Origin of the sequence: Hydrogenophaga pseudoflava (assembly GCF_031020795.1) — a bacterium.
Classification (GTDB): Bacteria; Pseudomonadota; Gammaproteobacteria; order Burkholderiales; family Burkholderiaceae_C; genus Hydrogenophaga; species Hydrogenophaga pseudoflava_A.
In genome coordinates this window covers 13558-35733 of record NZ_JAVHJP010000004.1, presented here as the reverse complement: position 1 = coordinate 35733, position 22176 = coordinate 13558, and the positions used below count along the sequence as shown (strand labels likewise).

Genomic DNA, 22176 nt, shown 5'->3' with positions numbered 1-22176 from the left:
CCATGGAAGCCGAACGCATCAACGCCATCCGCAATCAACTGGCCGACCTCAGCGCACGCGTGGTCGAGCTCCGGAGGTATCTTTGACTACGATGCCAAGGCATTGAAGCTCTCGGAGGTCACCAGCGCGCTGGAAGACCCCACCGTCTGGGACAACCCCAAACGCGCCCAGGAGCTGGGCAAGGAAAAGAAGTCGCTGGAAGACGTGGTGGTCGTGCTCGACCGGCTCTCCAGCGAACTGGCCGACAACAGCGAGCTGTTCGAGATGTCCGAGGCCGAGGGCGATGACGCTGGCCTTGAAACCATCGAAGGCGAAGCGAAGAACGTGCAGGCCGAGGTCGAGAAGCTCGAGTTCCGCCGCATGTTCAACAACCCGGCCGACCCGCTGAACTGCTTCGTCGACATCCAGGCCGGTGCTGGCGGCACCGAAGCCTGCGACTGGGCCAGCATGCTGCTGCGCCAGTACCTCAAGTACGCCGAGCGCAAGGGGTTCAAGACCACGGTCGAGGACGAAACCCCGGGCGACACCGCGGGCATCAAGAGCGCCACCATCAAGGTCGAGGGCGAGTACGCCTACGGCCTGCTGCGCACCGAGACCGGCGTGCACCGCCTGGTGCGCAAGAGTCCGTTCGACAGCTCGGGCGGCCGCCACACCTCCTTCGCCTCGCTGTTCGTCTATCCCGAGATCGACGACTCGATCCAGATCGACATCAACCCCGCGGACGTGCGCGTGGACACCTTCCGCGCGTCTGGCGCCGGTGGCCAGCACATCAACAAGACCGACTCGGCCGTGCGCCTGACCCACATTCCGACCGGCATCGTGGTGCAGTGCCAGGACGGCCGCAGCCAGCACAGCAACCGCGACGTGGCCTGGCAGCGCCTGCGCTCGCGCCTGTACGACCACGAGATGCGCAAGCGCATGGAAGAGCAGCAGAAGCTGGAAGACACCAAGACCGACGTGGGCTGGGGCCACCAGATCCGCAGCTACGTGCTGGACAACAGCCGCATCAAGGACCTGCGCACCAACGTCGAAATCTCGGCCACGCAGAAGGTGCTCGACGGCGACCTGGACGCCTTCATCGAAGCCTCGCTCAAGCAGGGCGTCTGATGGTCGCCGCGCTGATCTTCGACATGGACGGCACGATGATCGATTCGATGCCGTGGCACCGGAAGAGCTGGATCGCCTTCTGCGAGCGCCGCGGCCTGGACATCGACGTGCCCGACCTGATGCGCCGCACCACCGGCCGCACCGGCATCGAATGCATGGTGGAGCTGTTCGGCGGCCTCCCGCACGAGCAGGCGCAGGCCCTTGTCGAGGAGAAGGAAGGCCTCTACCGCGAGCTGTTCGCCCCCGTGTTCGCCGAGATCGCCGGCTTCAAGGCCTTCCTCGGCCAGGCGCAGGCGCGCGGCCTGGCGGTGGGCGTGGGCACGGCCGGCGACCGCCACAACCAGGCCTTCGCCTACCAGCACCTGTCGCTGGGACAGACACTGCCCACCGTCGGCGGCGACGAGGGCCTGCCCGGCAAGCCCGAGCCCGCGATCTTCCTGGAGGTGGCGCGCCGGCTCGGCGTGGCGCCGGAACACTGCATCGTGTTCGAAGATGCGCCGCTGGGCATCGAGGCGGCGCGCCGCGCCGGCATGCGCGCGGTCGGCATCTGCAGCTCTCACAGCGCCGACGAACTCGACGGCCCCCATGTGCTGACCCGCGTTCCCGATTACCAGACCCTGATCCAAACCCGATTCCTGGAGACCGTCCATGCAACTGCGTGAGGCCACCGGCCCTGCGATGGTGATCCGTCGCGAAGACTACACCCCGCCCCCGTTCTGGATCGACCGCATCGAGCTCACCTTCGACCTCGATCCGATCAAGACCCGCGTGCTCAACAAAATGGTGCTGCGCCGCAACCCCGAGGTGCCGGCCCAGCCGCTGCGCCTGGACGGCGAAGAGCTGAACCTGGCGCGGGTGGTGCTCAATGGCGGTGGCTGCTCGTTCAAGATGGACGGCGACGCCCTGGTGCTGGGCAGCCTGCCCGAGGGTCCGGAGCCCTTCGAGCTGGAGATCTTCACCACCTGCTCGCCCGAGAAGAACACCCAGCTCTCCGGCCTGTACCTGAGCCAGGGCGACTTCTTCACCCAGTGCGAGGCCGAGGGCTTCCGCCGCATCACCTACTTCCTGGACCGTCCCGACGTGATGGCCAGCTACACCGTGACGCTGCGCGCCGACAAGGACAGGTACCCGGTGCTGCTGTCCAACGGCAACCTGGTCGAGCGCGGCGAGCTGCCCGACAACCGCCACTTCGCCAAGTGGGTCGACCCGCACCGCAAGCCGTCCTACCTGTTCGCCCTGGTGGCCGGCCGCCTGATCTCGCGCGAGCAGCGCATCGTCACCCGCGCCGGCAAGGAACACCTGCTGCAGGTCTATGTGCGCCCCGGTGACATGGACAAGACCGAACACGCCATGAACTCGCTGATCTCCAGCGTGGTCTGGGACGAAGCCCGCTTCGGCCTGCCGCTGGACCTCGAGCGCTTCATGATCGTCGCCACCAGCGACTTCAACATGGGGGCGATGGAGAACAAGGGCCTGAACATCTTCAACACGAAGTACGTGCTGGCCAACAGCGCCACCGCCACCGACACCGACTTCACCAACATCGAGTCGGTGGTGGCGCACGAGTACTTCCACAACTGGACCGGCAACCGCATCACCTGCCGCGACTGGTTCCAGCTCTCGCTCAAGGAAGGCCTGACCGTCTTCCGCGACCAGGAATTCAGCATGGACCTGTGCGCCGAGCCTTCGGCGCGCGCGGTCAAGCGCATCGAGGACGTGCGCGTGCTGCGCACCATGCAGTTCCCCGAGGACGCCGGCCCGATGGCCCACCCGGTGCGACCCGACCAGTACGTCGAGATCAACAACTTCTACACCGTCACGGTCTACGAGAAAGGCGCCGAGGTCGTGCGCATGATGCAGACCCTGGTGGGGCGCGACGGCTTCCGCCGGGGCATGGACCTGTACTTCCAGCGCCACGACGGCCAGGCCGTCACCTGCGACGACTTCGCGCAGGCCATCGCCGACGCCAACCCGGACAGCGATCTGGCGCGCCACCTGTCGCAGTTCAAGCGCTGGTACAGCCAGTCCGGCACGCCGCGGCTGCAGGCCAGCGGCCGCTACGACGCCGCCGAACGCCGCTACACCCTCACGCTGAGCCAGAGCTGCCCGCCCACGCCGGGCCAGAGCGAGAAGCAACCCTTCGTAATCCCGGTCGCGGTCGGCCTGATCGACGCCCATGGGCAGGATCTGGCGCTGCGGTTGCAGGGCGAATCGCAGGCCAGCGGCGGCACCCGCCTGCTGGTTCTCACGCAGGCCAGCGAGAGCTTCGTGTTCGAAGACATCGACGCCGAGCCGGTGCCGTCCCTGCTGCGCGGCTTCTCGGCGCCGGTGATCGTCGACAACGGTCTGAGCGACGACCAGCTGCTGCACCTGCTGGCCCACGACAGCGATGCCTTCAACCGCTGGGAGGCCGGCCAGCAGCTGGCCCTGCGCCGTGCGGTGCAGGCCGTGCGCGCCGACGGTCCCGTGGGCCCCGCACCGCTGGACGAGGCCTTCGTCGAAGCGATGCGCGCCGTGCTGCGCCACCCCTCGCTGGACGCCGCGCTCAAGGAACTGGTGCTCACTCTGCCGGCCGAAACCTACATCGCCGAACAGCTCGACGTGGTCGATCCGCAGCGCATCCACGCGGTGCGCGAGACCATGCGCGAGCAGCTGGCCGAGGCGCTGCAGGCCGACTGGGCCTGGGCGTTCGAACAACACAAGGACAACGGCGCCTACCGCCCCGACCCGCTCAGCAGCGGCCGCCGCGCCCTGGCGGGCATGGCGTTGACCATGCTGTGCATCGCAGCGCGCGAGACCGGCGATACGGTGTGGCCCGGCAAGGCCTACCAGCGTTTCAAGGACGCCGGCAACATGACCGACCGCTTCAACGCGCTGTCGGCCCTGGTGGTCAGCGGCCAGCCGCTGGCGCAGGAGGCGCTGGCGCGCTTCCACGCGATGTTCAAGGACGAGGCCCTGGTGATCGACAAGTGGTTCGCGCTGCAGGCTGGCGCGCCCGACCGCGGCGGCAACGTGCTGCCCGCCGTGCGCCAGCTGATGAACCACCCCGACTTCAACCTGAAGAACCCCAACCGGGCGCGCAGCGTGATCTTCAGCTTCTGCTCCGCCAACCCGGCCGGCTTCCACCGCAGCGATGCGGCCGGCTATGTGTATTGGAGCGAGCGCGTGCTCGAACTCGACGCCATCAACCCGCAGGTCGCTGCCCGCCTGGCGCGCGCGCTGGACCGCTGGAAGAAGCTGGCCGAGCCCTACCGCAGCGCCGCCCGCGAGGCCATTGCCCGCGTCGCCGCCAAGTCCGACCTCAGCGCCGACGTGCGCGAGGTGGTGACCCGCGCCTTGGCCGAATAAACACTTTTGGAGCCTTCATGAAACGCATCTCCCTCACACGCTACCTTGTTGAACAGCAGCGCGTCGACGGCCACATTCCCGGTGACCTGCGCCTGCTGCTGGAAGTCGTCGCCCGCGCCTGCAAGCGCATCAGCCAGGCCGTCAACAAAGGCGACCTCGGCGAGGTCATGGGCACGGCCGACACGGAAAACGTGCAGGGCGAAGTCCAGAAGAAGCTGGACATCATCGCCAACGAGGTGCTGATCGAGGCCAACGAATGGGGCGGCCACCTGGCGGCCATGGCGTCCGAGGAAATGGACAGCATCTACGTGGTGCCCAACCGCTACCCGCAGGGCGAGTACCTGCTGATGTTCGACCCGCTGGACGGCTCGTCCAACATCGACGTCAACGTCTCCATCGGCACCATCTTCAGCGTGCTCAAGAAGCCCGAGGGCAGCCCCGGCGTGAGCGAGGCCGACTTCATGCAGCCGGGCAGCCAGCAGGTCGCGGCCGGCTACTGCGTCTACGGACCGCAGACCACCCTGGTGCTCACCGTAGGCGACGGCGTGGCCATGTTCACGCTGGACCGCGAGCAAGGCTCTTTCATGCTGACGAAGGAAAACGTCACGATACCGGCGGACACCAAGGAATTCGCGATCAACATGAGCAACATGCGCCACTGGGCCGACCCGGTCAAGCGCTACGTCGACGAATGCCTGGCAGGCAAGGAAGGCCCGCGCGGCAAGGACTTCAACATGCGCTGGGTCGCCTCCATGGTGGCCGACGTGCACCGCATCCTCACGCGCGGCGGCGTGTTCATGTACCCCTGGGACAAACGCGACCCGGACAAGCCCGGCAAGCTGCGCCTGATGTACGAGGCCAACCCCATGGGCTGGCTGGTCGAGCAGGCCGGGGGCGCCGCCACCAACGGCCATGGTCGCATTCTGGACATCACCCCGACCAAGCTGCACGAGCGTGTGAGCGTGATTCTGGGCTCGAAGAACGAAGTCGAGCGCATCACGGCCTACCACCGCGAGGCCAACGCAGCGAAATGAGTTTTTGCTAGAATGGCGGGCTTCGCCGGTGTAGCTCAGTTGGTAGAGCAGCTCATTCGTAATGAGAAGGTCGGGGGTTCGACTCCTCTCTCCGGCACCAAACCCAAAGCCCTGACTCGAAAGACTCAGGGCTTTTTCACGTCAGTGCCTTTCAAGCGAGACCCATGACGGACTCCATCGCCTCCCTCTTCCCCCTGGGCTGGGCCCACTACCTCGCCGGTGGCCTGCTGATCGGCGCGGGCGTGGCCCTGCTGTTCGTCTGCACCGGCCTGGTGGGCGGCATGAGCACCGTGTTTTCGTCCACCTGGTCGTTCGTCGTTCGGCGGCCATTCTTTCAGCAGGCGCGGTTCACCGATTCGCGGGTCTGGCGCCTGGTCTACGCCGCCGGCCTGGTGCTGGGGGCGCTGGTCTGGTGGCTGGGGTTTTCGGATGGAACGCCCGGGTCCACCGGCATGCCGGCCTGGCAGCTGCTGCTGGGCGGCGTGCTGGTGGGCTACGGCGCCCGACTGGGCAACGGCTGCACGTCGGGTCACGGCATTTGCGGTCTGGGCTCGCTGCAGCTGCCCTCGCTGGGCGCGGTGCTGACCTTCATGGCGACCGCCTTTCTGGTGGCCCACCTGATGGGGCGGCTGGTATGAGCGGCTTCAACATGACACCGCTCAAGGCCCTGGCCGTGCTCGCCAGCGGCGCACTGTTCGGCTTTGGCCTATCGCTGTCGACCATGGTCCGGCCCGAGGTGGTGCTCGGCTTCCTCCGATTTCAGGACATGGGCCTGGCGCTGGTCATGGGCGGCGCGGTGCTCGTCACGCTGCTGGCCTACCGCTTCGGCCCGGCGCTGCTGCGCCAGCCGCTGCTGGGCGGCTACTTTCACCAGCACGTCAGTGCCTGGAACCGCGATACCCTCGTGGGTGCCGCCCTGTTCGGTGCCGGCTGGGGCCTGTGCGGCGTCTGTCCGGGCCCAGCAATTGCCGGGCTGGGCACCGGCAACTGGGACCTGTTGTGGGCGCTGGGCGGCATCGCCCTGGGTGCCCTGTTGCAGGGCCTGCGCGCCCGCACCTGACGAACTTCCCCCCCTGCTGGCCGATCCCAACGGCTTTCCCCCGGAGAACACCATGATCACCCGCCGCCTTTCCCTCGCCCTGCTGGCCACTTCCGCCCTGGGGCTTGCCGCCTGCTCCAAACAGGAAACGGCCAGCGGTCCGTCCGCGGCCGCGACTCCCATCGACCCTGCCCAGGCCTACGACACCGTGGCCCGTGAAGCCAAGGGGTTCACCGCGGGCGCGATGATGAGTGCCCACACGGTCTACGTGCTGTTCGACCCTCAGTGCCCGCACTGCAGCCACCTCTGGGAATCGTCGCTGCCGCTGCAGACCAAGGTGAAGTTCGTCTGGGCTCCGGTGGCCATCCTCGGCCCCAAGAGCCTGCCGCAAGGCGCAGCGCTGATGCAGGCGGCCAACCCGGTGGAAACCATGACGGCCCATGAAAAATCGCTGCTCGCGGGCCAGGGCGGCATGGCCGCTTCGGCCAGCATCCCGGCCGAGATCGAGGCCACCATCAAGGCCAACACCGGCCTGCTGGACCGGCTGGGTGCCGACTCGGTGCCGTTCGTGGTGGCGCGCCACGCCAGCAGCGGCCAGGTGATCACCCGGGCCGGCTCCATGGACACCGCCGGCCTGGCCAACTGGCTGGGCATGCAGCCCTGAGTACCGGCCCGCTGCATGGACATCCTCACCCTCACCCTGCTGTTTGCGGCGGGCAGCTTCCTGCTCAAGACCGGCGAACAGCGCCAGCGCATCTCCCTGCTGGGAACCCACCTGGCGCAGTTCCAGATCGAGAAGCTCATGGAGCGGCTCAACGACGGCTACCTGCGGGCGCTGGATGAACCGGACGCGCAGCGGCAGCAGCAGATCTGGTCGCTGCACAGCGCCACCGAAGAAGCCCTGGCCCAGCAGTTCGCGAGATTCGCCGAGGCGTTCTCGCAGGCCGAGGGGCCGACCACCTGGGTCAACCGCAATCCACTGCCCTACGCACACCGCTGGCTGCCCGCCTGGCTGGCCCCCGGCTTCGACGCGCGGGCCCTGATGCGGCTGCACGCGCAAGGCATCGCCCGTGTGGTGGCCAACCCGCAGCAACTGCCGGTGCGCGACCGGGCCCGCACCCTGCTGGCCGAGCTGTACCTGATGCAGCACAGCTGCCACTGGTTCTGCCGCTCGCGCAGCCTCGCGTCTGCGCGGCTGCTGGCACGCCACAAGACCTCCTACGAGCAGGTGCTGCAGGCGGTATCGCCTGCGACGCGCCGTGCATACCAGGACCTCACCGGCATCTAGTTGTCCTGAGAAAAGGCCAATGGCAGCAACCCGTTCAGGATCTGCCAGTCCAACCAGAGTTGTTCCAGCTGCCCCCGGGACACGGGCTTGGCCAACTGGCCCATGGACCGCATGCCGTGTGCGTTCACCAGACGCAACGCGGCTTCGATCACCGACTCATCTGCCGCGCTGAACAGCACGACGCCACCCGAAAAGCCGCTGGCGCCCAGATGCCGGATCAGCTCGACGCCGTCCATGTCCGGCATGAGCAGGTCCACCAGGATCAGTGTGCCCGCGGTGGGCTTTCCCCCGACATACTTCAGCGCGGCCTTCGCGTCGGAGAACAGCTTCGGCCCGGCGTCCACCAGCGAGGCGGAGATCTGGAGCACATCGCCGATGTGATCCAGATCGTCGTCCACGCACACCAGCTCCAGTGCCAGGGCCCCGGAGGCCGTGGCCAGTTCCCGGAAGTGATCTCTCACCGAAGACGCGGCCGGCACGAGTTGTTCCATGAGCGGCGGAACAGCGCTCATGTCGTTGTTCTGCACGGACCGTTCAATGCGTTCGAGCAGGCTGGCGAGCCGGACTGCGCCGGTGGCCCGGGCGGACGATTTCATCCGGTGGGCCACCAGGCGGACACCCGACCAGTCCGCCTGCCCAGCCAGCGACAGCATCTCATCCATTCCCGCGGCGCAGGCACGCACAAAACGCATGCGCAGATCGGAGATCAGCGCCTCGTCCTCGCCCATCATGCGGGCCAGGGCGCCATCATCGAACTCCTCCGAATCGAGGTTGTCGTTGTCCTGTGGTCGCGTCCTGTTCAAGTCCCAATCCGACCCGCCCCATTCGTCGGGGATTCTTGACAGACAGTCGAGCAGGGCCGTGCGAAGCTGCCCCAAGGTGACCGGCTTGGTCAGGAAGCCGTTCATGCCGGCCTCATGACAGCGTGTCCATTCACTGCTGAGCACGTTGGCGGACAGTGCCAGTATGGGCAAGCGGGGGAAGCCTTTTTCCGCCTCACGGATGGCCCTGGTGAGTTCCAGTCCATTCAGCTCAGGCATCAACAAGTCCGTCATCAGCAGCGCATAGCGGTCCCGGTCCTGCTTCCAGCGCGCAAGCGCTTCCTTTCCGTTGTTCACCACCTCAGCCCTTAACCCGAGCAGTTTCAGCTGCTGCGAGATCACGCGCTGGTTGATTTCGTTGTCCTCGGCGACCAGCACCGCCCTTCCCCGTGCGTGCTCCTCCAGACTGTTGGGCTTGAGCGCGGCCGGAGCGGGCGGGAGCGCCACCGGCGAAGCCCTGCGGGAGGCAAATGCGACCGCCAGCAGAAGATCGTCCCGGTGCATGCCTTCGGCGTGCAGGTCCACGCATCCATCGTCCCTGACCCAGGGTTCGTCTCTGGCCCGCGGCTGCAGAAACACCGTCGGACAGGGTGGTGCCGACACCGAGACCACAGGCGGGTGTTCCGACCAGCCAGCGCTGATGCGCACGTCCGGCGGCTGCTCGGAAGACGTGGACACCCCCGCCGACTCGAGCACGCTGCGCCAGTCGTCGGCGGGGTCCTCCGGCTCGACGTCGAGGGCGCAGTTCAGTCCCTCAAGCGCCACCGAAAACGGACTGACCACGTCCGCCATGCTGGACAAGGGGATGTCCACCGAAAACGTGGTGCCGGCGCCCGGCGTGCTGCGCACGGCGATGGCTCCGGCCATCGCTGCAATCAGTCGCTGACAAATCGTCAGACCAAGACCGGTCCCGCCGTAGTTGCTGTTGGTCGATGCATCGCCCTGGACAAAGGGCTGGAAGATCCGTTTGAGAACGTCCTCGGACATGCCGATGCCGTTGTCACTCACCTCGAAACAGAGACCCCCGCCTTGCGAGGGCAGCGCACGCAGAGACACGCGGCCGGTCCGCTCGAGCCCGGCCGAGAACTTGATGGCATTGCCGACCAGGTTCATCAACACCTGCCGCAGTCTGGAAGCGTCGCCCACCCAGCGCTCCGCCAGTGACGGGTGGGCAAAGACGTGCAGCCGAACCGACTTCGCAACGGCCACCGACAGCACCGCGTCGCTGACGCGTTCCAGCAGACGGCGCAACTGGAATGGCGCGGGCACCAGTTCCAGCCGCCCCGCCTCGATCTTCGAGAAATCGAGAATCTCGTCGATCAGCGCCAGCAGCACCTCGGCCGATTCGCTGACCGTCTCCACCATCTCCCGTTGATGAGGACTCAGGGCCGTCTGCTGCAGCACCTCCGCGATACCGATGACCCCGTTCATGGGCGTTCGGATCTCGTGGCTCATCGAGGCGAGAAAGGCACTCTTGGCCGCACTGGCAAGCTCGGCCGAGCGCTTGGCGCGTTCGAGTTCCGCGGTGCGCTGCGCGACCAGCTCCTCCATGTGAGCCCGGTAGTGCGCCAGGTCCTCGCTCATGCGCCGCTTGTCGGTGATGTCCTCCTTGACGGCGAGGTAGTGCGTGATGCGCCCCTCGGTGTCCCTCACCGGCGTGATGACCGCGAATTCGATGTAGAGGGACCCGTCCTTGCGCCGGTTGTTCAGGAAACCGCGCCAGGGTTTGCCCGCCGTCAGGGCTGCCCAGAGCTTTCGGTACCTCGTATCGGGCGTCATGCCCGACTGCAGCATGCGCGAGTTGCGCCCCATGAGTTCGGCGCGCGAATACCCCGAGGTCTGGCACATCGCGTGGTTCACGTACACGATGTTGGCGGCCAGATCGGTGATCACGATGGCCTCGGAGGCCTGCTCTGCGGCCTGCGCCAGCATCCGCAGCCAGCCTGTCTCCTCCCGGCGGTGGGTCACGTCACGCAACACGCGGATCTCCACACCGCCGTCCACGACCCGCCGGCGCTCTTCGATCGTGCGCAGTCGCCCGTCCGGGTGCCAGTACTCCCAGTCCACGGTGTCCGGTTCGTCCGCCGATGCACGGGTGCCCTGTTCGGCCGGTTCGGCCTTGAGCTCCTCCCGATGCAGGTGTCCGATGTAGCGCCCGCGCAGCTCGTGCAGCGACTTGCCCAGCAGGCGCTGGGCCAGCGGGTTGGCGTCGGTGATGCGCTGATGGACATCCAGCATCAACACGGCATCGGGCAGGTCCTGCAGCAACAGATCGCGTTCGGCCTGGGCCAGCACCCGGTCCGTCACGTCCAGCATCACGCCCTGGATCAGCGCCTCTTCACCATCGGGCGGCGTGACGATCCGGATGATGTCCTGGAAGTGTCTCCAGGCGCCCCACCGGGTCCGCAACCGGTACTCCAGCGTGAAGGACAGCCCGCCGTCGATTCCGCGGCGCAGTTCGTCGCGGGTCCGGTCCCGGTCGTCGGGGTGCAGGGCGTTCAGCCAGGCGTCCGGTCTCGCCGTCCACTCCTCTGGCGAAAACCCCAGCTCGCTCACGCGGGAGCTCACATACAGGGTGGACCTGTCCGCATCCAGAGCGGCCCGGTACACGACGCCGGGCATCTGCTCGGCCAGCTCCTTGAACTCCCGCTCGCGCGCCCGCAGCCGGACCTGTTCCCGCCTGCTGACGAACCAGTGCTCGACCGCATGCGCCAGGTCCACCAACAGGCCCCGTTCGGACGGATCGGGCGTGCGCGGCTCGGGAGCGCTGATGCACAGCGTGCCCACCGCGTGGCCATCGATCCTCAGAGGGACGCCGGCGTAGAACCTCAGCCCGTTCTCGCGCTGCACCATCGGACTGTCCGCGAAGCGGGGATCGAGTCGCGCGTCGGGCACCACGACCAGCTCCCGCTCCTGAATGGTCTGCAGATGAAATCGGGCGTCGTGCAGCTTCTCCGACAGATCGAGTCCGTAAGAGGCCTTGATCCAGTGCCGGTCGTTGTCCACCAGGCAGACGGCCGAAACCGGGCAGCGCAAGGCCTGCGCCGCCATGCGAACCAGATCGTCCAGCGTCGCGTCGGCGGAGGTGTCGAGCTCGGCCAGCGAACGCAGGGTCTGGAGTCGGGACAAATCGGAGGAAATAGGCAACAAGTTCATGACAAAGGTGCTCGCAAGCGTCCACACACTTTGCCGTGAATGACTTCGTTTGACTGTAGGGATCTATCAACAGACCAAGCCGCCAGAGGGGCTGTGCCGTTAAATTCAGCACGCCAAGTCCAACCGCACTTCCCGAATTGCCTGCCTGGGCGGATCCGACCGGTCAGGACTCGTCGGCACTGATCAGGCCTTCGCGGATGGCCAGACGCACCAGCGCAGGAACATCCGCCATCTGCAGCTTGCCCATGAGGCGGCTGCGGTACGTATCCACCGTCTTGGGCGACAGACCCAGCACCTCGCCGATCGCTGCACTCGAGCGCCCCCTCACCACCATGACCACGATCTGCCGTTCCCGTGCAGACAGGAGACCGAGTGCGCCGCCCGGATGGGTATCGGCGAGCGCCCTGTCGGCCAGTTCCTTGACGCCAGGCCCCAGGTGACGGCGCCCCAGCCGCACCTGTTCCACCGCCGCCAGCACCTCCGCGGCGGGCGACCCCTTGAGCACATACCCGCTGGCGCCCAGCCGGAACGCCTCCGCCACGTTGCCGGGCTGGGCCAGCATGGTCAGCACGACGTAGCGCGTGAACGGCGTGAGTTGCGGCAACCGCTCCAGCAACTCCATGCCTGATCGGTCCCCCAGGTGGAGATCGACCAGCACCACACAAGGCGTCAGCCGGGGAATGTCCAACAGCGCCTGCGCAAGCTCGCCCGTCTCGCCCACCACGCGGTGGCCCCCATGCTGCAGCACCACCCGCAGGCCGTCCCGCATGAGGGCATGGTCGTCGACCAGATAGATATCGCTCACTGCTCCAGCTCCTCGATGCAGAAGTCCACCACGGTGCCACCGCCGGCCCCTGGTCCGATGGTCAAGCGACCACCGATCGCCTGCGCGCGTTCTCGCATGCCGACGATGCCCAGGTGCCCCGGAACACCGTTCTGCCGGCCAGCAGGAATGCCCACCCCGTCGTCCTCCACGCGAATGCACATGAACCCGACGTCACCGTCCAGCGACACCACCACCGTCCCGGCGTCGGCGTGGCTCAGTGCATTCGCGATGGCCTCGCGAACGATCATGAAGGCCGCGTATTCCACCGTGTCCGGCCAGCGCACACCCCACACCTCCGCCCTGGTGTCCAGCCCGATGCGTATGCCCAGGCTCGCCGCGGGCGACCTGCGCAGTTCGTTGTCCAGCGCGGCGGCCAGCCCCTGCTCCTCCAGCAGCGGCGGGCGCAACTCCAGCAGCACATGCCGCACCTCGCCGATGGCCTCCGTGACCATCTGCAGCGTCTTGGACACCATGTCTGCCGACGACGACGGGCGATCCTCCGCCACCGAGGCCTGCAGCACATCCAGATACAGGCGGGCGCTGCTCAGCTGCTGACCGAGGCGGTCGTGCAGGGACTGCGCGATGCGGCGGGTCGTGGCCTGCTCCTGCGACATGAGGCGGGCTGCCAGCGCAGAAAGCTCGTTTCGGTACTGCTCAAGCTCGATGTCCATGGTCCGCCGCTTGCTGATGTCGGTGAAGTACACCGAAGCACCCTCACTGGACGGATACACGCGGCACTCGATCCAGCGTTGCCATGGTGCGAACCAGTCTTCCACCACCATGGGGCTGCCGTTGTCCATGGCGGTGAAGAAGGCGTCGGCGTAGCGGGTCCCCACCGCGCCGGGCATCAGGTCCCAGATGAGCTGGCCCACCAGCGATGCCGGTGAAGCCGAGGGATCAATCAAGGCAGCGGCCTGCCGGTTGACATAGGTCAGGCGCTGATCGACTCCCAAGGCCATGAAGCCGTCGGTCACCCGGCTCATGATGCTGTTGAGGCGTTCGAGCGCCGCATCCCGCTCCCGGGCCACCCGGTTGACCTGGGTGACGTCGTGCACCAGCACGAGCCGGGCCTGCCGCCCTTCGAACGGCATGTTGCTGTAGGACAGGTTGACCTCGATGTGCTGCCCTGCGGCGGTCTGGTGGATCACCGGTCCGAAATCCCGCTCTTCGGTTCGGTCCTCAAGCGAAGCCATCATCTTCGTCATGACGGCGACCTGCTCGGTCGGTCGCAGGTCCTGGATGGACATTGCGAGAAACGCCTCGCGGCTGTGCCCGTAGTGAAGCACCGCGGCCTGGTTGACCGCCAGAAACCGGAACGTCTGCAGGTCGAAAACAAACATCGGCTGCGGATTCCGCTCGAACATCAGCCGGTAGCGTCGCTCCCCCTCTTCCAGCAGCCGCCGCGCGGCGACCATCTCGGTGATGTCTCTCGACACACCGAACGATCCCAGGACACCATCGATGCCCCGCAGTGCCCCCTTCGTTGCGAGAAAGGTGCGAGGGCCCTCCGGGGTTTCCAGACGCTCCTCGAAGGTTTGCGCCTGTTCGAAGGCCATGGCCTGGCGATCATTGGCGCGCACCATGTCCGCCTGGTCCGGCGGAAACAGGAGGTTGTCGTCCTGCCCCAGCACCTGATCGGGAGAGGTCCCCGTCTGTCGGGCCGCCGCCTGATTGAAGAACAGATAACGCCCCTGCAGGTCCTTCGCGAAGATCGCATCGGTCGAGGACTCGGCCAAGGCCTTCAACAAGGACGCCGTTTGCGCTTCTCGACGAGAGATCCGCAACTGCTCGTCGGTGGACTCAAGAAGCCTGGCGTACAGCCTCTTCATGCCGGCATACAACAACACGGTGGTCACCAGGACGAACAGCAAGCCCTTCCAGGTCTGCACCAAACGGAGCGTCTGCTGATCGGGGAACAGAGCGTCGGCCGCCCGGTCCGAAAAAAGGATCCAGACAAAGGACACCAGGGCATAAGCCAGCGCGACACGGCGGACCGGCGCAAAGCGGTCGAAATTCATCAGGTGAACGGCACGGTGACCGCAAGAGGGACCCAAAGGACAGGCCCGTCTTCACATCGGCGTGTTTGGGGACCGACTTTAGTGGACCCATTGAGCGCGGCACCACGCGGGTTATTGGAATGCACGGACAATTGCTCGATTCACGGCACTCGGGACCTGTCATGCGAATCCTCCACACCATGCTGCGCGTCGGCAACCTGCAACGCTCCATCGACTTCTACACCCAGGTGCTGGGCATGCAGTTGCTGCGCACCTCCGAGAACCCGGAATACAAATACTCCCTGGCCTTCCTCGGCTTCGAAGGTGGCAACCCCGGCCAGGCCGAGATCGAACTCACCTACAACTGGGGTGTCGAGCAGTACGAACTGGGCACGGCCTACGGCCACATCGCGCTGGGTGTGCCCGACGCCTACGCCGCCTGCGACAAGATCCGCGCCGCCGGTGGCACGGTCACCCGCGAGGCTGGGCCGGTCAAAGGCGGCACCACAGTGATCGCCTTCGTCACCGACCCCGACGGCTACAAGATCGAATTAATACAAAGAGAATCAACAACTTACGACGACAGACGCCAATCGGACGCCAAAAACATCGATCCGCTACGCAGCGCGTAGCAGATAAGCAACAGAAGCCCGCTCAAGCGGGCTTCTGTTTGTCCGGTGATGGCACGCAGCCATGGCTATCAACTTCCGCTCCATCGGCCAGGAGCAACCTTTCGGGCTCACCGGCTTCATGACCGTTTCTGGGGCTGATCTGAGACGTTCATGGTTGACGGGTTGTTGCCAACGGCCACGGTCATGAGCGTGTCGGAGTGGCAGGATCCCACGCACGCGAGCTGCAAACCTTCGGACAGTCTCAATAGATCGACAGGTACTTGCGCCGCTGCCGTGATCACTCGGGCCAGCATGGCTCCATCGCTTCCTGCTCGACCGCGAGCGCCCCGAGTGCTGCAGCTTCTTCACCCCACCCCCAGCGCTCACAGACCCTGAGAATCTCGCGCCGTGCAGAGGGTGCCAATTCACGCTGGGTAACGGTGCCAGGTAGCACGGCATCAGCGCGCATGCCAGAGTTCGCACCCACGTTCTTCGGCGAGCTGTACCCGTCGCTGCAGGCGCTGAAGGCCGCCTTCGATCCGTACAACCAGCTCAACCCCGGCAAGATCGCAACCCCTTCAGGCTCAGGGCATCAGTTGACGCGAGTCGACGAGGTACAGCTACGCGGCGACGCGGACGGACAGATCGATCCGCAGGTCTGGCAAAGCTACAGTTCCGCCCTGAAGTGCAACGGCAACGGCGCCTGCTACAACTTCGACCCCGACGACGCCATGTGCCCGTCCTGGAAGGCGACTCGCGAGCGCATGCATTCGCCCAAGGGACGAGCGTCACTCTTCCGTGAATGGCTTCGGCTGCAGGGGGAGGCGGGCGTCGACGTCATCCAGTCCGAGCGCAGCACACCCTCCTTTCTGCGTAGCCTGCCCGTACGATGGCGCAACACGCGCGGGCCCCGAAATGGGGTAGACGACTTCTCGCACGAGGTGTACGACGCGATGGCTGGATGCCTCGCTTGCAAGTCGTGCGCTGGGCAATGCCCCGTCCAGGTCAGCGTCCCGGAGTTTCGATCGAGGTTCCTGGCGCTGTATCACGCCCGGTACCTGAGGCCCATCAGGGACTACCTGATAGGCTCGCTGGAGTACACCATCCCGCATCTCGCTCACGCGCCGGGGCTCTACAACACACTCATGTCGGCGCCGCCTGTCCAGCGCTGGCTTGAGAAGAACGCCGGCATGGTCGACAGCCCCCTGCTCAGCCGGTTCGCTTGGACCCGGTTCGCCCGTCACTGGAACGTGCAGACCGCATCCGTCCGGCGCCTGAGTGCATTGACATCTGCGCAGCGCGTCCGCTCCGTTGTGTTCGTGCAGGACGCCTTCACACGCTACTTCGAATCACCGGTGGCCGCGAGCTTCATGGAGCTTGCGTCGCGGCTGGGCTTTCGCGTCTACCTCGCCCCATTTCTTCCCAACGGCAAGCCGCTTCAGGTGCAGGGATTCCTGTCGGCGTTCGACAAGGCGGCGCGCGAAAACGCGGCCCAGTTGCGGCGAATCTCGGAATCGGGTGTCGCACTGGTAGGCCTCGATCCCGCGATGACGCTCGTCTATCGCCAGGAGTACCGGAAGCTGCTGGGCATCGATCAGTCACCCAACGTGCTGTTGCCGCAGGAGTGGCTGCTCAACGTGTTCCCTGAGTCGAGGTGCACTGCGCCCGTCCGTCAGTACGTTCTGCTGCCGCACTGCACGGAGAAAACGAACGCATCGTCGAGCAGCAGCGACTGGACCCAGTTGTTTCAACGCGCAAACCTTGAACTCAGCACACCAGCCGCAGGCTGTTGCGGAATGTCGGGGACCTATGGGCACGAAGCGAGAAATGTGAGGACGTCCCGTGCGATCTTCGAACAGTCATGGGCGAGAATCGTCGACACGCATGAACAGGCAGAACTGCTAGCCACTGGCTATTCCTGTCGCGGCCAGGTCTCCCGGCTGAGGGAGAAACGTCTGCGTCATCCCGTCGAGGCACTCCTCGAGTGCATCCGACGTTAGAGGCAGTCTGGACTCCAATCAGCCCGCCCACCTGTTCTCGCCGACTGGCCCTTTTTGACCCGAACTTGTGACCTCCCCTCACCGTCCTTACCAGTTAGTGAGGTGGATTGCTGACAAAGGCGTCGCTGAAAAAGCGTTGTTCCGGCAAGCCCCGCCGCTCAATACAGGCGCGCCGAAGTGCCGCCACCATGGCCGGTGCACCACACGCGTAGACGTCATGACCGCTCAGGTCCGCCTGATCCGCGAGTACGGCTTCGTGAACGAGGCCGGTACGGCCTCGCCACGATATGTCATCGCCGACGTCGCTGACGACAGGCACATAGCGCAGATCGGGTAGCTGGCCCTGCTGCCACCGGGCGATAACCTCCTGCGCATAAAGGCCTTCGGGCAGGCGCGACCCCCAGTACAGCGTCAGTGGGCGGCCGATCTTGCGGCGCACCATGTGGTCGATGATCGATTTGAGCGGGGCAAATCCGGTACCGCCCGCCACCATGACCAAGGGGCGCTCGCTGTCCTCGCGCAGCCAGAAATCGCCATGTGGCAATTCGAGCTGCAAGAAGTCGCCAGGTTTGAGGCCTGGCAAGACGTCCCTGCTGAAGTGGCCTCCGGGCACATGACGGATATGCAACTGCACGCCATCGCTCTCATGCGGCGCATTGGCCATGGAGTAAGAGCGGCGCTGGCCATCGGGCAGGACTACCTGCAGGTACTGACCGGCCAGGAACTTCGCACGCATGCCGGCGGCAAAGCGCAGTTGCAGCACGGTCACGTCGCTGGCCGCCTGCGTCACGCGGAACACCTTGGCTTGCAGGGTCTTGCGCGCGTCCAGGTCGATGCGCTGCCAACTACGAGGCCGGATCAGCAAGTCGCTGGCAGCCTGTGCATGGCAGAACAGATGCTCGTTGGGCGCGTGAATGCCGGCCTCGGCGCTTCCGCCGGCGGTGCTTGGCACCAGTTGGCCTTCGAGCACCAAACCGCGGCAATTGCCGCATACGCCCTTGCGACACGAATAAGGCAGTTCAATACCGTTGCGTGTGGCGGCATCGAGAACAGTCTCGCCGTGCTCGCAGGAGAAGGCGACTTCGCTGCCTTCGATCTTGATCTGATTCGTCATTGAATGGTTCAGGTTGGGACCGGCACGGCAGCAAGCCGAGCGACGGTATTGATCATGGCCCTGGCATCGGCAATGCACCGGCCAGCGATATCCATAGCGCTGCCGTGACCCACGCTGGACAGAATCACGTCGGCACCGATTGACAAGGCGCTGGCCTGTTTGGGACTCAACAGCTTGATCGGGATATGGCCCTGGTCATGCAGCATGGCGACATACAAGTCGTGGCGGCGCTCCGCCAGCAGAGTGTCTGCCCCAATAGGGCCGTCTACCTGTAGGCCGACGGCGCGCAGGCGTTCGGCGGCCGGCTTGGTGATGCGCTCGTCCGCATCTCCGAACAGGCCGTTTTCACCTGCATGCGGATTGATGCCGAACAGACCGATGGTCGGCGCGTTCATGCCCAGGCGCTGCATGGCGCGCATGCCGGCCAGAGCAGCCTGCACGATCAGTTCAGACGTCAGGCGGTCGAGAGCGTGCTGCACGCTCTCGTGCAGCGTCGCATGCACGATATGCAGGCCGCCGCCCACCAGCAACAAAAATACGCTGTCCTCGGGCTGGCCGCAGACACGTGCCACCAGCGAGGGGTAGCCCGAAAAAGGGATGCCTGCCATATGCACGGCGGTTTCGTGGTGCGGGCCGGCCACCACCGCATCGAAATCGCCACGCCGGGTGGCGGTGATGGCCGAACTGGCAGCCGCGATCATGGCCGATCCAGCCTCAGCGCATACCCGCCCAGGCTGGAAGGTCCCGGTCGGCATGGCCGCCGTGGATACCACTGGCGTGGCGGCCAACAGGTCAGTCAGCCCAAGGCACTGCGCCGTCTGCTGAAGTACAACCTGTGGCCCGAACAGCGTCAGGCAAACATCGGGGCGTCCCGCATAGGCTGCGGCTGTCTTGAGCGCAATTTCCGGTCCGATGCCGTTGGGGTCACCCAGCGGCAATGCAATTCGAACAGCCTGTGAGATCACAGCGGGACGGCCAGCAGGATATCGACGCGGCTGCTGTCGCACACCACAACACGGCTGCGCAGGAGCAGGGCATCGCCCGAAGCGTCGAACTCGTCGTGATAGACGCCGGTGAAGTAGAGGTCGGTGTGCCCATCGTGCATGATGCGGGCCACCATGAAGGGCGTTTCGCAACTGGCTGTTGCAGGCTGCTCACCAGTGATGAAGGGCAGGCCGACGAGGTGGCGGTAGCTGTGCCGTTCGTAGACGTTGGCGTGGCGCAGTGCCGAAACTCTGTCCTGCAACATGGCGCGGTTGTTGGCCCAGATCAGGCCGGCGGCCAAGCCGTCGCGCTGGTTGTCGGCCGTGGTCACTGTGTATTGGCATTGAGGCAGAAAGAACTCTGGCCAGCTTTCCAGTTGGTTGGTGTCGATGCAGCGGATGTAGGCCGCCTGAAATGCCGCGATCCGCTCGCGCAGTGAAAGAGTGTTGTTCATGTCAGATGCTCCTAGATATCCATGAGGCGGCGATACAGCTTCCAAAAGCCGCGCACCGAAGCCTCGGTCACCCGCGACGGGCTCGAAGAGGTGCTGTCTCCGCCCATCTCGATAACTGCTTCGTCGTCGCCAGCGGTCGCTATGCCGCGTTGAACGAAGCCGCCGACGGCACCGTCTTCCATCGAGACAAAACCGGCTGGCCCGATCAGATTGGCCTGCTTGAGGCGCACTTCACGCTGAGCGGGCGTGTCGTCGGCATAACCGAGGTAGGTCCAGTTCAGGTCAGTTTCTTCCACCCCGCGCGGGAGCACCTGGCGGATGGCAAGGCAGTTCTGGATCTGCTGCAGCACAAAGCCTGGGAAAACCGAGAGGATCTGAAGCGTGATGCCATCCTCGAATTCCTTGAATCCGGCCAGCAAGGTCGGGTCGGCGAGCTTGTAACCCTCTTGGTCGGAGCGCAGACCCTGCTCCTGGTATTGCTTGCCGGCTTCGGCCTGCGGCGCGTCCACCATCGAATAGCTCACATGATGGCCACCCGATTCGCTCACGATCACCGCGCCACGTTGCGACAGGCGGTTGAGGCGGAAGGTGGTGAAGAAAAGATGCAGCAGGCTGGCGTGGTAGCTGTCCTTGACGTTCTCAAAGTAGAGCTTCCAGTTGTTCGGCAGCGCCTGCGTGAAGCGACCGATAACCTCCACCGGCTTGTTCAGCACACGTTCAATGCGCGCGCAGATTTCTGGGCCTAGGTAGTCCTCAATGCTGTCCACCTCGTCGCTAAAGCTGCCGAACACGAGGCCGCAGAAAACAGCAATGCGCAGTTTGCGCGGGGAGTGCTTGTCCTTGCAGAAGGAGGGCGGCATGCCGCCGGCACCGTCGAGACCCGCTTCGAAGGCCACACCCTTGAGTGTGCCCTGCAGGTTGTAGGTCCAAGCGTGATAGACGCACTGGAAGTCCTTGGCCGTACCGGATTTCTCCAGGCAGATCAACGCACCGCGGTGGGAGCAGCGGTTCTCGAAGGCGTATATGTCGCCGTCCGTGTCGCGTGCCACAACAACGGGTGTTTGGCCGACAAATGTCGTGCGATAGCTGCCTGGCTCGGGAATCTCAGCTTCCAGGCAGAGGTAGTTCCAGGCAGGTCCTTCGTAGACGCGTTTCTGTTCCTGTTCGAGGATGTCTTGGCGCTGGTAGACGGCATACGGTACGCGGGTGTGTAGCCCCCGCACCCACGTGATGGGGTGAGTCTGATTCATGGTTGCTTCCTTGAGTTTGCGGGTAGATGTGTCGCCGGTCAGTCAACCGTGACGTTGGCATCCTTGATAACCTTGGCCCAGCGTGCGGCTTCTCCGCGAACGAGTTGGCCCATCTGTTCTGAGGTGTTGCCCACGGCTTCGGCGCCTTGCTCGGCAAAGCGCTGTTGCACTTCGGGCTGCTTGAGAATGTCGACCAGTGCGTTGTTGAGTTTCGTGACGACGGCAGCCGGCGTGCCGGGTGGTGCGACGACGGCGAACCAGGTCACGGCTTGCATGCCGCTGAAGCCGACTTCCGCAAAGGTTGGCACTTCTTTGACGATGGACGCGCGCTTGCTGTCTGCGACCGCCAGGATCCGAATCCTGCCGGCCTTGTACAGCGAGCTTGCGGAGCCGAGGTTGTCAAAGAAGACATCCACCTGGCCTCCAGCGAGATCGGTCAGTGCGGGTGCCGTGCCTTTGTAGGGAACGTGGACCATCTGTGTTCCGGTCAGGGACTGGAACAAGTTGGCTGTCAAGTGCGAGGTTGAGCCATTGCCCTGCGATGCATAGGAAACAGTGCCGGGATGGGCCTTGAGGTAGGCGATGAGCTCGGCCACATTCTTGACCGGTAGCTGGTTGCTGACCGCCAAGACGTTAGGTACAGCCGCCAGCACCGTGACCGGAACCCACTGGCTCGCATCGTAGGTCAGCTTTGCATACAGGCTGCGATTGATGGCGATGGGACCTGGTGGGGACACCAGCAATGTGTGCCCATCAGGCTCAGAGCGGGCAACCAACTCGGCACCGATGTTGCCGCCTGCACCGGGCTTGTTCTCCACGATCACGCCAGCCGGGAAACGGGCGCGCAGCTTTTCACTCAGGATGCGCGGCAGGACATCGGCCGTGCCGCCTGCCGGGAACGGAACAACGAGACGTAGCAGCTTGCTGGGGAATTCGTTGGCTTGCGCGCAGGTCCAGGTGAAAGTGGCGGCTAGCGAGCAAATCCAGATCGTGAGTTTTTTCAAAAGTTTTCTCCTCGGGTGGTGGAAGTCCGGCCAAGCCAGACATGTCGTCAAAACGGGGCGTAGTGTGCGTTTGTTGCCCGAGGTTGATATAGTCAATATTGCGCATAGCGCAAACACGACCAAATATCTTTGACGCTTGTCAA

17 protein-coding genes, 1 tRNA gene and 1 pseudogene are annotated in these 22176 nt (G+C 65.1%); 11 read left to right on the top strand and 8 right to left on the bottom strand.

The window, feature by feature from the left end; translation table 11 throughout:
• Positions 1 to 2: 2 nt before the first annotated feature.
• The 9 genes from prfB to RCO38_RS13495 all read left to right on the top strand — a co-directional run bounded on the left by prfB (position 3) and on the right by RCO38_RS13495 (position 7816).
• A protein-coding gene (gene prfB, locus RCO38_RS13535; protein WP_308328856.1) for a peptide chain release factor 2 occupies positions 3 to 1107 on the top strand; the annotation gives its coding sequence in 2 pieces (ribosomal slippage) (positions 3 to 83 and positions 85 to 1107; 1104 coding nt in all).
• Positions 1107 to 1769: an HAD family hydrolase gene (locus tag RCO38_RS13530; RefSeq protein ID WP_308328855.1), complete on the top strand. Its 663-nt coding sequence runs from the start codon at positions 1107 to 1109 to the stop codon at positions 1767 to 1769. The genes prfB and RCO38_RS13530 overlap by 1 nt, the downstream gene beginning before the upstream one ends.
• Positions 1756 to 4455 carry an aminopeptidase N gene (gene pepN / locus RCO38_RS13525; protein ID WP_308328854.1) on the top strand — a complete coding sequence of 900 codons (2700 nt, stop codon included), beginning with the start codon at positions 1756 to 1758 and terminating at the stop codon, positions 4453 to 4455. Before RCO38_RS13530 ends, pepN begins: the two co-directional genes overlap by 14 nt.
• Positions 4456 to 4472: 17 nt before the next feature.
• Positions 4473 to 5489 (top strand): class 1 fructose-bisphosphatase, encoded by a 1017-nt coding sequence (locus RCO38_RS13520; protein WP_308328853.1) that lies wholly within the window; start codon positions 4473 to 4475, stop codon positions 5487 to 5489.
• 24 nt (positions 5490 to 5513) lie between these two features.
• Positions 5514 to 5589: transfer RNA gene (locus RCO38_RS13515), tRNA-Thr, on the top strand.
• A 64-nt stretch (positions 5590 to 5653) separates the two neighbouring features.
• Complete coding sequence (locus tag RCO38_RS13510) at positions 5654 to 6127, top strand: YeeE/YedE family protein (protein WP_308328852.1); 474 nt, start codon at positions 5654 to 5656, stop codon at positions 6125 to 6127.
• Positions 6128 to 6138: 11 nt separating this feature from the next.
• Positions 6139 to 6549 carry a DUF6691 family protein gene (locus tag RCO38_RS13505; protein ID WP_308328851.1) on the top strand — a complete coding sequence of 137 codons (411 nt, stop codon included), beginning with the start codon at positions 6139 to 6141 and terminating at the stop codon, positions 6547 to 6549.
• Between the two features lie 52 nt (positions 6550 to 6601).
• The gene (locus RCO38_RS13500) at positions 6602 to 7192 is read left to right on the top strand and encodes a thioredoxin fold domain-containing protein (protein WP_308328850.1); all 591 of its coding nucleotides are present in this window, start codon (positions 6602 to 6604) and stop codon (positions 7190 to 7192) included.
• Between the two features lie 15 nt (positions 7193 to 7207).
• Positions 7208 to 7816: a hypothetical protein gene (locus RCO38_RS13495; protein ID WP_308328849.1), complete on the top strand. Its 609-nt coding sequence runs from the start codon at positions 7208 to 7210 to the stop codon at positions 7814 to 7816.
• Here the strand turns inward: RCO38_RS13495 and RCO38_RS13490 are convergent.
• From RCO38_RS13490 to RCO38_RS13480, 3 genes are all read right to left on the bottom strand, one after another.
• The gene (locus RCO38_RS13490; protein ID WP_308328848.1) at positions 7813 to 11793 is read right to left on the bottom strand and encodes a PAS domain S-box protein; all 3981 of its coding nucleotides are present in this window, start codon (positions 11791 to 11793) and stop codon (positions 7813 to 7815) included. The two genes, RCO38_RS13495 and RCO38_RS13490, sit on opposite strands and share 4 nt — an antisense overlap.
• 163 nt (positions 11794 to 11956) lie before the next feature.
• The gene (locus tag RCO38_RS13485; protein WP_308328847.1) at positions 11957 to 12598 is read right to left on the bottom strand and encodes a response regulator transcription factor; all 642 of its coding nucleotides are present in this window, start codon (positions 12596 to 12598) and stop codon (positions 11957 to 11959) included.
• On the bottom strand, positions 12595 to 14637 hold the full coding sequence (locus tag RCO38_RS13480) for a PAS domain S-box protein (protein WP_308328846.1): 2043 nt from the start codon (positions 14635 to 14637) through the stop codon (positions 12595 to 12597). The genes RCO38_RS13485 and RCO38_RS13480 overlap by 4 nt, the downstream gene beginning before the upstream one ends.
• Positions 14638 to 14798: 161 nt before the next feature.
• Between RCO38_RS13480 and gloA the strand changes: the two genes are divergently transcribed.
• The gene (gene gloA, locus RCO38_RS13475) at positions 14799 to 15248 is read left to right on the top strand and encodes a lactoylglutathione lyase (protein WP_308328845.1); all 450 of its coding nucleotides are present in this window, start codon (positions 14799 to 14801) and stop codon (positions 15246 to 15248) included.
• A gap of 452 nt (positions 15249 to 15700) precedes the next feature.
• A pseudogene (locus RCO38_RS13470) lies at positions 15701 to 17227 on the top strand ((Fe-S)-binding protein); the annotation flags it as partial.
• Between the two features lie 94 nt (positions 17228 to 17321).
• Here RCO38_RS13470 and RCO38_RS13465 read toward each other — a convergent pair.
• Genes RCO38_RS13465 through RCO38_RS13445 form a run of 5 tightly spaced genes read right to left on the bottom strand, consistent with a single transcriptional unit; the run spans position 17322 to position 22033 of the window.
• Positions 17322 to 18341 (bottom strand): 2Fe-2S iron-sulfur cluster-binding protein, encoded by a 1020-nt coding sequence (locus tag RCO38_RS13465; protein WP_308328844.1) that lies wholly within the window; start codon positions 18339 to 18341, stop codon positions 17322 to 17324.
• Positions 18342 to 18349: 8 nt separating this feature from the next.
• Entirely contained in the window at positions 18350 to 19279 is a 930-nt protein-coding gene (locus RCO38_RS13460) for a PdxA family dehydrogenase (RefSeq protein WP_308328843.1), read from the bottom strand.
• Between the two features lie 23 nt (positions 19280 to 19302).
• Positions 19303 to 19779 (bottom strand): aromatic-ring-hydroxylating dioxygenase subunit beta, encoded by a 477-nt coding sequence (locus RCO38_RS13455; protein WP_308328842.1) that lies wholly within the window; start codon positions 19777 to 19779, stop codon positions 19303 to 19305.
• Between the two features lie 11 nt (positions 19780 to 19790).
• On the bottom strand, positions 19791 to 21029 hold the full coding sequence (locus RCO38_RS13450) for an aromatic ring-hydroxylating dioxygenase subunit alpha (protein WP_308328841.1): 1239 nt from the start codon (positions 21027 to 21029) through the stop codon (positions 19791 to 19793).
• Positions 21030 to 21067: 38 nt separating this feature from the next.
• Positions 21068 to 22033, bottom strand: coding sequence for a Bug family tripartite tricarboxylate transporter substrate binding protein (locus tag RCO38_RS13445; protein WP_308328840.1), 966 nt, complete (start codon positions 22031 to 22033; stop codon positions 21068 to 21070).
• Positions 22034 to 22176 lie beyond the last annotated feature (143 nt).

Coding starts and splice junctions, on each gene's coding strand:
- pepN (WP_308328854.1), top strand. CDS start 1,756: ATGCAACTGCGTGAGGCCACCGGCCCTGCGATGGTGATCCGTCGCGAA.
- RCO38_RS13500 (WP_308328850.1), top strand. CDS start 6,602: ATGATCACCCGCCGCCTTTCCCTCGCCCTGCTGGCCACTTCCGCCCTG.
- RCO38_RS13530 (WP_308328855.1), top strand. CDS start 1,107: ATGGTCGCCGCGCTGATCTTCGACATGGACGGCACGATGATCGATTCG.
- RCO38_RS13505 (WP_308328851.1), top strand. CDS start 6,139: ATGACACCGCTCAAGGCCCTGGCCGTGCTCGCCAGCGGCGCACTGTTC.
- RCO38_RS13480 (WP_308328846.1), bottom strand. CDS start 14,637: ATGAATTTCGACCGCTTTGCGCCGGTCCGCCGTGTCGCGCTGGCTTAT.
- RCO38_RS13450 (WP_308328841.1), bottom strand. CDS start 21,029: ATGAATCAGACTCACCCCATCACGTGGGTGCGGGGGCTACACACCCGC.
- RCO38_RS13510 (WP_308328852.1), top strand. CDS start 5,654: ATGACGGACTCCATCGCCTCCCTCTTCCCCCTGGGCTGGGCCCACTAC.
- RCO38_RS13520 (WP_308328853.1), top strand. CDS start 4,473: ATGAAACGCATCTCCCTCACACGCTACCTTGTTGAACAGCAGCGCGTC.
- RCO38_RS13490 (WP_308328848.1), bottom strand. CDS start 11,793: ATGAACTTGTTGCCTATTTCCTCCGATTTGTCCCGACTCCAGACCCTG.
- RCO38_RS13455 (WP_308328842.1), bottom strand. CDS start 19,779: ATGAACAACACTCTTTCACTGCGCGAGCGGATCGCGGCATTTCAGGCG.
- gloA (WP_308328845.1), top strand. CDS start 14,799: ATGCGAATCCTCCACACCATGCTGCGCGTCGGCAACCTGCAACGCTCC.
- RCO38_RS13465 (WP_308328844.1), bottom strand. CDS start 18,341: ATGACGAATCAGATCAAGATCGAAGGCAGCGAAGTCGCCTTCTCCTGC.
- RCO38_RS13495 (WP_308328849.1), top strand. CDS start 7,208: ATGGACATCCTCACCCTCACCCTGCTGTTTGCGGCGGGCAGCTTCCTG.